The sequence below is a fragment of the Kribbella sp. NPDC026596 genome (assembly GCF_040638415.1).
GTDB lineage: Bacteria > Actinomycetota > Actinomycetes > Propionibacteriales > Kribbellaceae > Kribbella.
In genome coordinates this window covers 47,847-61,095 of the sequence record NZ_JBEZYF010000008.1, presented here as the reverse complement: position 1 = coordinate 61,095, position 13,249 = coordinate 47,847, and the positions used below count along the sequence as shown (strand labels likewise).

Annotated in this window: 15 protein-coding genes; 10 read left to right on the top strand and 5 right to left on the bottom strand. The window is 67.5% G+C overall.

Annotated features, from left to right (window positions below):
* Window positions 1–95: 95 nt before the first annotated feature.
* The 4 genes from AB0E63_RS08920 (at window position 96) to AB0E63_RS08905 (ending at window position 4,322) form a co-directional block, all read left to right on the top strand.
* Window positions 96–1,124, top strand: a complete 1,029-nt coding sequence (locus AB0E63_RS08920) for a LacI family DNA-binding transcriptional regulator (protein ID WP_360363384.1) — start codon at window positions 96–98, stop codon at window positions 1,122–1,124.
* 39 nt (window positions 1,125–1,163) lie between these two features.
* The gene (locus AB0E63_RS08915; protein ID WP_360363382.1) at window positions 1,164–2,627 is read left to right on the top strand and encodes a M81 family metallopeptidase; all 1,464 of its coding nucleotides are present in this window, start codon (window positions 1,164–1,166) and stop codon (window positions 2,625–2,627) included.
* Window positions 2,628–2,842: 215 nt separating this feature from the next.
* Window positions 2,843–3,454: a hypothetical protein gene (locus AB0E63_RS08910; protein ID WP_360363380.1), complete on the top strand. Its 612-nt coding sequence runs from the start codon at window positions 2,843–2,845 to the stop codon at window positions 3,452–3,454.
* Window positions 3,455–3,539: 85 nt separating this feature from the next.
* On the top strand, window positions 3,540–4,322 hold the full coding sequence (locus tag AB0E63_RS08905) for a helix-turn-helix transcriptional regulator (protein WP_360363378.1): 783 nt from the start codon (window positions 3,540–3,542) through the stop codon (window positions 4,320–4,322).
* On the opposite strand, the gene AB0E63_RS08900 is transcribed toward AB0E63_RS08905, so the two are convergent.
* Window positions 4,319–4,906: a TetR/AcrR family transcriptional regulator gene (locus AB0E63_RS08900; RefSeq protein WP_360363376.1), complete on the bottom strand. Its 588-nt coding sequence runs from the start codon at window positions 4,904–4,906 to the stop codon at window positions 4,319–4,321. The genes AB0E63_RS08905 and AB0E63_RS08900 overlap by 4 nt on opposite strands.
* Window positions 4,907–4,963: 57 nt before the next feature.
* Between AB0E63_RS08900 and AB0E63_RS08895 the strand changes: the two genes are divergently transcribed.
* Genes AB0E63_RS08895 through AB0E63_RS08870 form a run of 6 tightly spaced genes read left to right on the top strand, consistent with a single transcriptional unit; the run spans window position 4,964 to window position 10,482 of the window.
* Complete coding sequence (locus AB0E63_RS08895; protein ID WP_360363375.1) at window positions 4,964–6,205, top strand: acyl-CoA dehydrogenase family protein; 1,242 nt, start codon at window positions 4,964–4,966, stop codon at window positions 6,203–6,205.
* A complete protein-coding gene (locus AB0E63_RS08890; protein ID WP_360363373.1) occupies window positions 6,202–7,026 on the top strand; it encodes an SDR family oxidoreductase in 825 nt (274 codons plus the stop codon). The genes AB0E63_RS08895 and AB0E63_RS08890 overlap by 4 nt, the downstream gene beginning before the upstream one ends.
* Window positions 7,023–8,081 (top strand): phosphotransferase family protein, encoded by a 1,059-nt coding sequence (locus AB0E63_RS08885; RefSeq protein ID WP_360363371.1) that lies wholly within the window; start codon window positions 7,023–7,025, stop codon window positions 8,079–8,081. Before AB0E63_RS08890 ends, AB0E63_RS08885 begins: the two co-directional genes overlap by 4 nt.
* Before the next feature lie 36 nt (window positions 8,082–8,117).
* Window positions 8,118–8,780 carry a histidine phosphatase family protein gene (locus tag AB0E63_RS08880; RefSeq protein ID WP_360363370.1) on the top strand — a complete coding sequence of 221 codons (663 nt, stop codon included), beginning with the start codon at window positions 8,118–8,120 and terminating at the stop codon, window positions 8,778–8,780.
* 8 nt (window positions 8,781–8,788) lie between these two features.
* Window positions 8,789–9,535, top strand: a complete 747-nt coding sequence (locus tag AB0E63_RS08875; RefSeq protein WP_360363368.1) for an SDR family oxidoreductase — start codon at window positions 8,789–8,791, stop codon at window positions 9,533–9,535.
* Window positions 9,535–10,482, top strand: a complete 948-nt coding sequence (locus AB0E63_RS08870) for an LLM class F420-dependent oxidoreductase (protein ID WP_360363366.1) — start codon at window positions 9,535–9,537, stop codon at window positions 10,480–10,482. The genes AB0E63_RS08875 and AB0E63_RS08870 overlap by 1 nt, the downstream gene beginning before the upstream one ends.
* A 142-nt stretch (window positions 10,483–10,624) precedes the next feature.
* Here the strand turns inward: AB0E63_RS08870 and AB0E63_RS08865 are convergent, their stop codons facing one another.
* Genes AB0E63_RS08865 through AB0E63_RS08850 form a run of 4 tightly spaced genes read right to left on the bottom strand, consistent with a single transcriptional unit; the run spans window position 10,625 to window position 13,177 of the window.
* On the bottom strand, window positions 10,625–11,749 hold the full coding sequence (locus tag AB0E63_RS08865) for an rRNA adenine N-6-methyltransferase family protein (protein ID WP_360363364.1): 1,125 nt from the start codon (window positions 11,747–11,749) through the stop codon (window positions 10,625–10,627).
* The gene (gene tgmB, locus AB0E63_RS08860) at window positions 11,746–12,699 is read right to left on the bottom strand and encodes an ATP-grasp ribosomal peptide maturase (protein ID WP_360363362.1); all 954 of its coding nucleotides are present in this window, start codon (window positions 12,697–12,699) and stop codon (window positions 11,746–11,748) included. Before tgmB ends, AB0E63_RS08865 begins: the two co-directional genes overlap by 4 nt.
* Entirely contained in the window at window positions 12,699–12,974 is a 276-nt protein-coding gene (gene tgmA, locus AB0E63_RS08855) for a putative ATP-grasp-modified RiPP (protein ID WP_360363360.1), read from the bottom strand. The genes tgmB and tgmA overlap by 1 nt, the downstream gene beginning before the upstream one ends.
* 26 nt (window positions 12,975–13,000) lie before the next feature.
* Complete coding sequence (locus AB0E63_RS08850; RefSeq protein WP_360363358.1) at window positions 13,001–13,177, bottom strand: hypothetical protein; 177 nt, start codon at window positions 13,175–13,177, stop codon at window positions 13,001–13,003.
* Window positions 13,178–13,249 lie beyond the last annotated feature (72 nt).

Genomic DNA, 13,249 nt, shown 5'->3' with positions numbered 1-13,249 from the left:
AACAAACGGCCACAGGAAACGCTCGCCCTCCACCCCTGTCAAGGTCTGGGAGCGGTGCCATAGAGTGCTGAGCGTGAAACAAGGCGATGTAACAAATGCCTAGGGATCGGGCGACCGTTCGCGAGGTCGCGGCGGCGACCGGCGTCTCGATCGCGACCGTGTCCCGGGTTCTCAACCAGCAGGGCAGCGTGGCCCCGGAGACCCGCCGGCTGGTGGAGCGCGCTGTCGAGGAGCTCGGCCTGCGCGCTCCGAGCCCTCGCGGCGGTACGGCGAAGCCCGTCGCCGGAGCCGTGTACGTGCGCTGTCCTTATGTACTCACGGACTACTTCGGGCTGATCGTGTCGTCGATCGCGGAGACGCTCGACCGGCACGGACGGCAGCTGGTCCTCAACGCGGGTGAGGCGGCGCAGCACGAGCAGGTGCTGTCCCGGTTGCCGGCCCAGCGCGACGTCGGCGGCGCGATCCTGATCCTGCCGCCGGAGCCGAGCCAGGAGCTGGTTCAGCTCCGCGCCCGTCGGTTCCCGTTCGTCGTGGTCGATCCACGGACGACCCTGCCGCGAGACATCCCGTCGGTCTCCGCCGCCCACCACTCCGGCGTCCGGCAGGTGACAGCTCATCTGACCTCGCTTGGCCACACCCGAATCGGCGTCATCGCGGGTCCGAACGAGTGGCTCGCCGCGGATGCCCGGCTGAGCGGTCATGCGGCCGCGCTCGCCGAGGCCGGCATCCTTCGCGATCCGTCGCTCACCCGGCACGTCGAGCCGACCGTCGCCCAGGGGCACCGGGCCGCCACCGAGCTCCTCGACCTCGATCCCCGGCCGACCGCGCTGGTCGCCTTCAACGACAAAGCCGCGATCGGTGCGCTGCAGGCCGCCACCGAGCGCGGACTCTCCGTCCCTGGAGATTTGTCGATAGCGGGATTCGACGACATCGATCTGAGCCGCGCGACCACTCCACAGCTCACGACCGTCCGCCAGCCCTTGCAGGAGATGGGCCGGATGGCCGTCAGTCTGTTGATCCGTCTGCTCGACCGCCACGAGCTCGAGGCGCTGCACGTCGAGCTCGCGACCGAGCTGATCGTCCGCGGGACCACCGGGCCGAGGGTGTCCACAATCCGGAGCTAGGCAGTGCGCGAAACGGTTCGGTTGTGGCAAGTTCTAGTCATGAACCTTCGGATCGGCATTGCCGGGATCGCTATCGAGTCCAGCACGTTCTCGCCGCACCGGGCCGGCCTGGCGGACTTCGACGTACGCCGTGGTGAGGACCTGCTGCGGCGGTACGACTTCCTCGACAAGGAGTGGGCGCATGGCATCGAGTGGGTGCCGCTGCTGCATGCGCGCTCCCTGCCGGGCGGCGCCGTGCTGCCGGAGGTGTACGACGATCTGTCCGCCGAGATCATCGAACTGATCGGGACGGCCGGTGAGCTGGACGGGTTCTTCTTCGACATCCACGGGGCGATGAGCGTGGTCGGCCGGCAGGACGCCGAGGCAGACCTGGCCACCCGGGTTCGGGCCGCACTCGGGCCCGACGTCCTGGTGTCGACCTCGATGGACCTGCACGGGAACGTGTCCCGCGAGCTGGGTACTGCCGTCGACCTGATCACCTGCTACCGGATGGCGCCGCACGAGGACGCGATGGAGAGCCGCGAACGGGCGGCCCGCAATCTGGTTGAGCGGATCCAGTCCGGGTTGGGCAAGCCGGGGAAGGCATGGATCCAGGTGCCGGTGCTGCTGCCCGGCGAGAAGACGTCGACGCGGATCGAGCCGGCCGCGTCGATCTACCACCGGGTCGCGGAGATCGCCGACGAGCCCGGAGTACTTGATGCTGCCGTCTGGGTCGGCTACGCGTGGGCCGACGAGCCGCGGTGTCGCGCGGCCGTGGTCGTCACGGGCGACGACCAGGAGTTGATCACCGCCCGTGCGACCGAGTTGGCTCAGGCCTATTGGGGTGCGCGGGACGACTTCGCGTTCGTCGCTCCGACGGGGACGCTGCAGGAGTGCGTGAGCGCCGGTCTCGCGAGTACGGCGCGGCCGTTCCTGATCAGCGATTCCGGTGACAACCCGACCGCCGGTGGAGCCGGGGATGTCTCGTGGACGCTCGCGCAACTGCTCACGGTCGACGAACTGACCAAGGGCAACGCGACCGCGATCCACGCGAGCATCACCGACCCCGACGCGGTGGACGCCTGTGTCGCGGCCGGTGTCGGCAACCCGGTCCGGGTGTCCGCGGGCGGCAAGGTCGACCCCGGTCCGTCCGGTCCGGTCGACCTCGAGGGCACCGTGTTCTCCCTGTCGGAGGACCCGGTCGGCGGGACGGTCGCGGTGATCAAGGCCGGCGGTCTGCACTCGATCCTCACCTCACGCCGCAAGCCGTACCACCACATCGCCGACTTCACCCTCCTCGGCCTCGACCCGAGCGCCACCGACCTGGTCATCGTCAAGATCGGCTACCTCGAGCCGGAGCTCTACAACCTCGCCAAGGACTGGCTCCTGGCGCTGACCCCCGGCGGCGTAGACCAAGACCTCCTCCGCCTAGGCCACCACGGCGTGCTCCGCCCGCTCTTCCCCTTCGACCCCACCATGGCCGACCCCAACCTCACCCCAGAACTCCTCCTGCCGTCCGAGTAGGCGGGCAGTTCGACAGGGCGTATCCGGTGATCGAGCTGGCGTCTTCGCCCGCGCAGGCGTGCGTCGCCGGGTAGTGGGCGTGTACGTCCTGTCGATCTGACCTGGGACCGACCACGGGCTCCGGCCGACGTACGCTGGCAGGCGGGGGTGCCATGGGTGCTGGTGGCGACGGGGAACTAGGGCGGCCGGTTCGGGGAGAGGCTCGGTGGCCGAGTGTGGCGGCCGTGCTGGTGGCCATGGTGCTGACGCTCGCGCGACCGAAGGACATGCGGGTGGCGCCGGCGTACGTGCTGCCGGCGGTCGAGGCCGTGTTGCTGGCGGTGCTGATCGTGCGGGATCCGGGACGGATCGACAAGCGGTCGTCGTTTCTGCGCGGCGTATCGATCGCGGTCGTGGCGTTGCTGGTACTGGACGCGATGGTGGCGACGGTGCGGCTCATCACGGCTCTGATCCGCGGCGGATCCATGACGAACTCACCCGAGGCGCTGCTCGTGGCCGGCGGCATCGTGTGGTTGTCGAACCTGATCGGGTTCGCCTTGCTGTACTGGGAACTGGACGCCGGCGGCGCCGCGAACCGGGCTCACCGGATGCCGCAGTACCTCGACCTCGCCTTTACGCAGCAGCTCAGCCCCGAGATCGCGCGACCGGACTGGCGACCCGGGTTCGGCGACTACTTGTACCTGGCGATGACCACCTCGACGGCCTTCAGCCCGACCGACGTGATGCCCCTCGCCCTCTGGGCCAAGATGTCCATGGGCCTCCAGTCCCTGATCTCCCTGGCCGTCGTAGGCCTCGTGGTAGCCCGCGCGGTCAACGTCTTCACCTGACACAGACCGCCGCTCGCATCGTCGTACTCATGCGTTCATCGTCGCCGGCACACGCTGCGGCGGACCACCGATAGAATGCCAACTTATGCCCGTTAGCCGCCAGATCCCGCAATCACAGCTCTGGCCGTCCGGCGGGGTTCACCTCTGGCAGCCCGGGGGAACGAGCGAAGTGCAGACCCATCCACGGGGACATCTGGTGTATGCGGCCCGTGGCGTCCTGTCAGTGCACACCGAGCGCGGTACGTCGATCGTTCCGGCCAACCGGGTCGCCTGGACTCCCGCCGGGTTCACGCACTACCACCGGGCGCACGGCCACACCGACATGCGGATCGTCTTCCTGCCGCCATCCCTAGCTCGGCTCATCGCGGGCCATCCGGCCGTCTTCCTCGCCTCCGACCTCGCCCGCGAGCTCCTGCTGACGCTCACGGGTCCACGCAACTACGAGCGCGCGGCGACCACCCACGATCGCGCCGTGAGCGCTCGCCTCAGGAGAGTCCTCGTCGACGAACTCCAGGAAGCACAAGAGCAGCCACTGCAGTTGCCGGAACCGCAGGACGATCGGCTCCAAGCCATCGCCCGGATCCTGTACGAGAAGCCCGCCGACAACACCCCACTGGCCGAGCTCGGGCAGACGATCGGAGCCAGCGCCCGCACACTCAGTCGGCTCTTCCACGACGAACTCGGCATGACCTTCTATCAGTGGCGCACCCAAGTCCGCATCTATCACGCACTCGTCCTGCTCGCCGACGGCCACGACACAACCCACGTCGCCACCGCCTGCGGCTGGGCGAACCCCAGCGGCTTCATCGCCGCCTTCACCGCCCTCATCGGCACCACCCCGGGCCGCTACCGAACCACCCGGAGCTAGAGCTTGCGCAAGGTCTGGAGCGCGTCGATCGCGTGGTCGACCAGGAACTTGTCGGAGTACGGGCGGTCTTCCTCGGGGAGGCCGGACCACTCGATGGCCAGGTCCTCGGTGTAGGCGAGCCAGGCATGCACCCGCATGTACTCACGGGACGCGGGCTCGTCGGCGACTTCCGGCGTACCGAGGTACGTGAGGATGCGCTTGGTGAGGCCGGCCCGAGTCTCGTCGTACACCTCGACCGCGAAGTCGTCGCCGCCGGCCGCACCCCGGACGAACGAGATGTACGCCGTGCGCCGCCGGGTGATGAACGCCACGAACTGGGTCAGCATCTCCCGCAGCTGCTGATCCGGTGGGAGTGACTCATCCGGCTTGGTGACCCGCAACAGCCGGCGACCGGCGGCGGAGATCACGGCGACGTAGTAGTCCCGCTTGCTCGGGAAGTAATGAAAAAGCAGGCCACGGGAGATCCCGGCCTGGCCTGCAACGGCGTCGATCGACAGCTCATGGATCGGTTGGGTCCTCAGCATCATCAGCCCGATCCTGATCAGCTGCTTGCGCCGGTCGTCGGACGTCCATCGCTCACTCACGCTATTGAGCATTGCTTAGACGCTGCGCTACGGTCAAGAAAACCGGAGGGAGTCTTGATGGGGTTCGAACCTTCGGCCCACGCACAGGGGCTGATCGTAGCTGTGGAGGAGTTCCTCCGCACCGAGATCGAGCCCGTCGAGGCCGAGTTGCACGCCGCGATCAAGGCGGCCGGTGACCCCTGGCAGCCGCAGCCCGTGATGAAGGAGCTGCAGGCGAAGGCGCGGGACCGCGGTCTGTGGAACCTCTTCCTCCCGGTGTCCGAGCCGGGCAACGAGCAGTACGGCGAGGGCTTGCCGAACCTCGACTACGCCCCGATCGCCGAGCTCACCGGTCGCTCGTTCATCGCGCCGTACATCTTCAACTGCAACGCACCGGACACCGGCAACATGGAAGTCCTGCTGCGCTACGGCAGCCCGGAGCAGAAGAAGCAGTGGCTGGAGCCGTTGCTCGACGGCACGATCCGGTCCGCGTTCTGCATGACCGAGCCCGACGTCGCGTCGTCCGACGCCACCAACATGGCCGCGACCGCGATCGTCGACGGTGACGAGGTCGTCATCAACGGCCGCAAGTGGTGGAGCACCGGCGTCGGTCACCCGGACTGCGAGCTGCTCATCTTCATGGGCCTCACCGATCCGGACGCCCATCGGTACGCGCGGCACACGATGGTGCTCGTCCCCCGCGACACCCCAGGCGTGAAGGTCGAGCGCCTCCTCCCGGCGATGCACCGGTACGACGAGCCGCACGGACATGGCGAGGTGTCGTTCACCGAGGTCCGCGTGCCCGCGTCGAACATCCTGGTCGGACCGGGCAAGGCGTTCGAGATTGCCCAGGGCCGCCTCGGACCCGGACGCGTGCACCACTGCATGCGACTGGTCGGCCTGGCCGAGAAGGCCCTCGAGCTCGCGATCGAGCGCGGCACCAGCCGGACCGCGTTCGGCAAGCCGCTGGTCAACCTCGGCGGCAACCGGGAGCGGATCGCCGACGCCCGGATCGCGATCAACCAAGCGCGGTTGCTCGTGCTGCAGACGGCGTACCTGCTGGACACCAAGGGGTTGGCGGGTGCGTTGAGCGAGGTGAGCCAGATCAAGGTTGCCGTGCCGCGGATGGCGCAGGACGTCATCGACATGGCGATGCAGTTGCACGGCGGTGGTGGGCTGTCCGACGACTTCCCGCTCGCGGCTGCGTGGACGAGTGCTCGGGCACTCCGGCTCGCGGATGGGCCGGATGAGGTGCATCGCGGCGTGATCGCCCGGATCGAACTGGCGTCGTACCTGGCTACTGCTCAGGAGGCGAAGTGAGCCGCATCCTCGTCACCGGCGGCGCCAGCGGTCTCGGGGCCGCGCTGGTCGCCAAATTCATTGCTGAAGGCCACCAAGTGCTCAGCACCGATGTCGCGGCGGACGGTCCGGACGACGGAGCGTCGTACCGGCAGCTCGATGTTCGCAGCCCGGAGGACTGGGCCGCGGCGGCCGAGTGGGTCGAGCAGAACTGGGGTGGCCTGGACATCCTGGTGAACAACGCCGGCATCGCGACCGGCGGCCGGATCGACGTCGAGTCGCTCGACGAGTGGGATCGGGTCGTCGACATCAACCTGATGGGTGTCGTCCGTGGCTGCCGTGCGTTCACACCGCTCTTCAAACGGCAGCGCTCCGGTCACATCGTCAACACGGCGTCCGCGGCCGGGCTCGTGCACCCGCCGATGATGAGCTCGTACAACACGGTCAAGGCCGGAGTCGTCGCGCTCTCGGAGACGCTGTCACATGAGTTGCATCCGTACGGCGTGACCGTGTCGGTGGTCTGCCCGTCGTTCTTCCGGACCAACCTGGCCGACTCGATCCGCGGCCAGGACACCGCGATGGGCGCGACCGCGCGGCAGCTGATCGAGAAGTCGCCGCGGTCGGCCGACGACATCGCGACCGCGGTGATCGCGGGGATCAAGAAACAGCAGTTCCTGATCATCCCCGATCGGCCGGCGCTGATGGCCTGGCGGACCAAGCAATTCGCCCGTCCGCTGTACAACCGCCAGATGCGCAAGATCGCGGCTCGAGCTCGCCAGCGTGCGGAGTCGGGCGAGCCGGCCGGCGGAGGGGTGGACAGCCGGACACCGGGCGAGTCGTGACGAGTGCGACGGACGGTGCCCGCCCGGTCCGGGACGAGGATGCCTTCGACGTGCCCGCGGTCGACGGTTGGCTGCGGCAACAGACGGACCTGCCGGCCGGTCTGCCCGAGGTCAAGCAGTTCTCCGGCGGCGCGTCGAACCTGACCTATCTGTTGCGGTACGGCGATCACGACCTGATCCTGCGTCGCCCGCCGGCCGGGACGAAGGCCAAGGGCGCGCACGACATGGGCCGCGAGTACCGGATCCAGGCGGGCCTCAAGCCCGTCTTCCCCTACGTCCCCGCGATGCTTGCCCACTGCAGCGATGACGCGGTGATCGGCTCCGAGTTCTACGTGATGGAGCGCGTCGTGGGGACGATCCCGGGCCATCACCAGCTGGGTGTCGACCTGACGCCCGAGCAGACCCGGCAGCTCGGCTTCACCCTGGTCGACACACTTGTCGACCTGCACCAAGTTGACCCCGAGCGGGCCGGCCTGACTGATCTCGGTCGCGGTGAGGGGTACGTCGGACGCCAGGTCACCGGCTGGTCGGTGCGCTATCGCAAGGCGAAGACGTGGAACGTGCCGAGCTACGAGCGCGTGATGGCGTGGCTCGCGGAGAACCAGCCGGCCGACGTCCGGACCTGCGTTATCCACAACGACTTCCGGCTCGACAACGTCGTACTCGCGCCGGACGATCCGCTGCGCGTGGTCGGCGTACTCGACTGGGAGCTTGCCACGCTGGGTGATCCGCTGATGGATCTGGGCAGTGCGCTCGCGTATTGGGTGCAGGCCGACGACGACTGGGCGTTCCGCCGCTTTCGGCTGCAGCCCTCGGACGTGCCCGGCATGATCACGCGGGACGAGATCGTTGCCTACTACACCGAGCGGTCCGGGCTGAAGCCGGAGAACTGGGCGTTCTACGAGGTGTTCGGGCTGTTCCGGCTGGCGGTGATCGCGCAGCAGATCTACTACCGCTACCACCACAAGCAGACGCGGAACCCGCGGTTCAAGAACTTCTGGCTCCCGGTCAACCTGCTCGAGCGGCGCTGCCGCCGGATCATCCGGCAGGCGTGACCTGACCGGGGCGGCGGGGCGGGGAAGGAGAACAGCATGGCCGTCGTCTACCTGATCCGGCACGCGCAGGCGTCGTTCGGCGCGAGTGACTACGACAAGCTTTCGCCGCAGGGTGAGCAGCAGGCGGCGCGCCTGGGCGAGGCATTGGCGGCGCGGGGAGTGCGGCCGGATCTCGTCGTCTCCGGCTCGATGCGCAGACATGCCCAGACCGCATCGCTGGCTGGGTTCACTGCCGAAGTCGACAAGGGTTTCGACGAGTTCGACCACGACGAGCTCATCGTGACCCACAAACCGGCGTACCGGGTCCGCGCGGTGCTGCTCGCGGACATGGCCCGCAAAGGGAACCCGCGGCACGCGTTCCAGGAGATGTTCACCGCCGCCACGCAGCGGTGGATCGATGGCGGTGACGGCTACACCGAGTCCTTCCACACCTTCTGCGAACGGTCCGACGCGGCAGTACGCCGTACTGCCGAACGACTGGGGAAAGGTGAGACCGCGCTCGTCTACACCTCCGGCGGCCCGATCTCCGTCGTGGTGAGCCGGCTGCTGTCCGGCGGCGACGGGCTGTGGGCGAAGCTGAACCCGGTCACGATCAACACAGCGATCACCAAGGTCGTGTCCGGCCGGAGTGGGCTGACCATGGTCAGCTACAACGAGCACGGACACCTCGACGGCAGCGACCTGCTCTCCTATAGATAAGGCCTCCGATGCGACGGAACATCTTGATCACTGGTGCCAGCGCCGGTCTCGGCGCGGAGATGGCCCGGCAGTTCGCTGCCAAGGGCCATAACCTGGCGCTGACCGCGCGCCGGGAGGAGCGACTGGAGGCATTGCGGGCCGAGCTGACCGAGCGTCATCCACAGGTTCAGGTCGTCATCCACAGGCTGGATGTGACCGATCACGACCAGGTGTTCGAGGTGTTCCGCAAGGCCGACGCGGAGCTGGGTCAGCTGGACCGGGTGATCGTGAACGCCGGCCTCGGCAAGGGCGCTCCGCTGGGCACCGGCCGGTTCGACGCCAACCGGGAGACCGCGCTGACGAACTTCGTCGGCGCGCTCGCCCAGGCCGAGGCGGCGATGGAGTTGTTCCGGGCGCGCAACGCCGGGCATCTCGTCTTCATCTCGTCGATCTCCGCGCTGCGCGGGTTGCCGAAGACGGTCACGACGTACGCCGCGACCAAGGCCGCGCTCGCGTCGCTGGCGGAGGGGCTGCAGCTGGAGCTGCTCGGCAAGCCGATCAAGGTCAGCACGATCTTCCCCGGCTACATCCGGTCCGAGATGAACGAGCACGTCGCGAACACCCCGCTGATCGTCGACACTGTTCCCGGCGTCCGTGCGATCGTCGCCGCGATCGAGGCCGAGAAGGCGAAGGCGTACGTACCGCCGTGGCCGTGGATCCCGCTCGCCCGGGTGATGCGGTTCGCACCACTGCCGCTGCTGAAGAGGATGATCTGATGCGCTGGGGTCTCACCGTTCCGCTGACCGGGGTGCCGCTGCGGGACCACCGTGAGCTGATCAAAGATCTGGCCTTGCTGGGTTACACCGACCTGTGGTCCGCTGAGGTCGCCGGTGCCGATGCGTTCACTCCGCTCGTACTCGCGTCCGAGTGGGACGACCGGTTGCGGTTGGGGACGGCCGTCGTTCCCGTGCACACGCGCGGACCGGCGGCGCTCGCGATGAGTGCGGCGGCGCTCGCGGACCTCGCGCCCGGGCGGTTCGTGCTCGGGATCGGGGCGTCGTCGGAGACGATCGTGACCGGGTGGAACGGGATCGCGTACGACCCGCCGCTGGCCCGGACCCGCGACGTACTGCGGTTCCTGCGGCAGGCGTTCGCGGGGGAGAAGGTGGACGGGAAGTTCGACAGCTTCACCATCCAGCGGTTCCGGCTGGAGAAGGCGCCCGACGTACCGCCGTCGATCATGCTCGCCGCGCTGCGGCCGCAGATGCTGAAGCTGGCGGCGCGCGAGGCGGATGGCGCGATCACGAACTGGCTGTCGGCGGACGACGTACGCCAGGTCCGTGACGAACTGGGCCCGGACAAGGAGCTTGCCGCGCGCATCTTCGTCTGTGTCACCGAGGACGCGGAGATGGCCCGCAACATCGGCCGCTTCCTGATCGCGACCTACCTGACCGTTCCCGGGTACGCCGGCTTCCACGACTGGCTCGGCCGTGGCGCTGCGATGAAGCAGATGCGCGAGGCGTGGGCCGCCGGCGACCGCAACGCCGCGATGGCCGCGGTACCTCTCGAGGTCCTCGACGACCTGATCGTCCACGGAACCGCCGAGCAGTGCCGCGACCACATCAATCGCTATGTCGACAACGGCCTCGACACCCCGATCATCGCCACCCTCCCCACCGGCACCGACCTCCTGGAAACCGCCCGCGCCCTCGCCCCCAGCTGAAAGACACCTTCGCGCCGCGCTCAAAGGACACCGCTCCGCGGCGGCTGACTCTCGGCCGCCTCCGGCGGCGCGCGGAGTGCGCTGGCGGAGATCGTGGTCTGTGCGGATTGAGCTGTGATCCCGCACCAGCCATGACATGCGATCAGTCAGGCAGCTCGATCTCGGTGGATCCTTCAGGGGTGACCCGAAGGGTCCATTCCGTCATCGGCGGCTGGCCTGACGCCAGCCAGTCTCGGTGAACGTCCTCTACCTCGGCCCAGAGGTCACGGTCGCCGATGAGGCTGACCGTAGTTTCGCGCACCTGGGCCCAGGTGCCATCGGCGGCGCTCAGGCTGATCTCGCCGTCGTGGGACCACGACCAGACCTCCGGGCGACGGCGCCAGAAGTACAGACTGAACGCTGGGTCGTCGAAGACCTCGGGGGCGAGGTCGGTTGTCCGGGTGACCATCAGTTGGGCTCTGCGTTGGTGCTCTTCGAGGGTCAACTCGGGCAGGTTCTGGCCGTCGTCGGCGAACTCGGGCACCTTGCGGGCGCTCATGAAGTAGCCGCGCGGAGGCATCAGGCGGCCTGTCGCGCCGCGGCCGCCTCCGTCGATGGTGAGTTTCGCCCAGGCGCCGATCTGGGTGTTCGAAGGTGGCCGGAGGTCGGTCAGGATGACGGCCCCCGGCTTGCCCAGCTCGACCCACTCGATCGGAATGTTGTCGACCGCGTGGGTTGAGAGGATTCGGTCATAGCTGCGAGGCCGTGGAGTGGTGGAGGGTTGATACCCGAGATCGGCCAGGCGTTCGAGTGCGGCGCGCAGGAGATCGGGGTCGATCTCGACCGTGGTGACTGACGTGTCGCCGAGCAGGAGGCACAGGATCGCCGCGTTGTAGCCGGTGCCGGTCCCACTCTCCAGCACGGTCATGCCTGGCTGGATGTCCAGTTCTTCGATCATGTCCGCCATCACTGACGGCATGGATGTCGAGGAGCTCCACACGAAGCTGTCCGGCTGTCCTTGGACAGGCTTGGTCTGCGTCATCAATGCCTGGTCGGAGTAGATGGTGTCCATGTACTCCGGGCTCGAGCTGTCGACGACTCCGTCCACGCGAGCTGCACCCGCGGGATTCACGTCCAGGCGCAGGTACTCGCGCACGAAGTGGTGTCGTGGAACCTCTGCGAACGCCGCCCCTAAACGTGGGTCGCTCAGGTGCCCCTTCTGTCGGATCGAGGCAACCAGTTCGCCGGCCAGGCTCCGCCAGGTCAGTCGGTCGATCGAGTCGGTCATCGTGTGATCTCCAGAAGGTCCACGAGGGCCGCCGTCATCGGTAGCCCTGTCTCGAGTTCGAGCCAATGCCACTGGCCCCCGGTATTGCACTCGTACCAGATCCACGAGCCGTCGTGCGTGAGCCCGAAGTCGAAGGCGCCGAACAGGAGCCCGAACCTGTCGAGGTAGCGGCGGCATCGCCGAGCGATGTACTCGGGTGTGTCGACCACGGTGTAGCCGACCTGACCGTAGTCACGACGCCAGTCGAGGTGCGGTGAATCGATCCGGACACTGAAGGGTTCGTCGCCAATGACAGTCACCCGTACATCAGCAACCTTATCCACGCGGCGCTGGAACAGGTGCAGAGTCAAGCTCAGACTGTCGTCCAGATCGGCAGGGTCGACCTCGTTCACCCAGATCGCAGCCGCCCTACCGCCAGGTCCCGCAAGATCTGTGTTCTGGAGTGGTTTGTACACGATCGACCCGTGCTCCTTGGCGAATGCGCGCGCGTCGTCGACTCTGTTGGTGATGATTGTGGGCGATACCACGAAGCCTGCCTCGCGTGCCGCGATCAGCTGAGCTGGCTTGAACTCGGCTTCCATCGTCCGCCAGATGTGATTGACCCACCGGCCCCGCACACCGGCCATGATGCCCGCCATACCGTGCTTCGCCTGCTCTTTCGCGAACCGTCCGTCTTGTTCGGTCATCGTCGTTGGGGCCAGGTACGACGACGGGCGCCGGTAGTACACCGATCGGACAGAGGCGAGGTCCATGGACGTCGCCTCTGTGTACAGACGGCCGCGCAGGCCGTCGGCGCCTGCGTGTGTCGATATCTCGAGCCGGCCTGTGAGCACATCTGCCGGATCACACCGGAACACAGGTACGCCGCGATTGTTCAATTCACTCACGACGACATCCGACGTCGGATCGTCCGCGCATGTCAGGACCAGGACAGGTCCGTCGATACCCATCAGTCGGGAACGTACTCGACGACCTTGGTGTCGTCTCCACTGCCGGGCTTCGAACCGTCGCCGCCACCGGTCGGGAGGCTCTTGAACTGTGCTCGCTGCGTGCCGTGCTTCGGAGGCCCGGCCTGCACGACCTTGCCGGTCGGGTCGCGATAGATTCCGAGTTGGGTTTCCGGATCAATGGTCATGGCGGTCAGAACCATCGCGTCGCTGTCGGGCAGCGGACTGCATTCGGTGGCACGGCGCACGCCCCACGGGCGCTGAGAGGTGGTATTCATGGCAATCTTCCTTCCACAGGGTTGATTCAGTCAGTACGCAGTGGCTTGCACTTGGTGGGCTCCGACTCGATCCGATCGCCATCAAGCTGCCGTTCTCCGCGAAGCCAGCCTTCGAAGGCCCAGCGGTTCTCGGCAGGGCAGCGCCTGACGTACTCGCCGATCTGTTCCTCGTTCAGCGGCGCGCCGTACACCCGCCGGCTCATCGATGCCACGTTCGTGCCCTCCACCTCTACGTGTCCGTCGCGCTGTGTAGTCAATTGTTGCCAGTGCGCGAG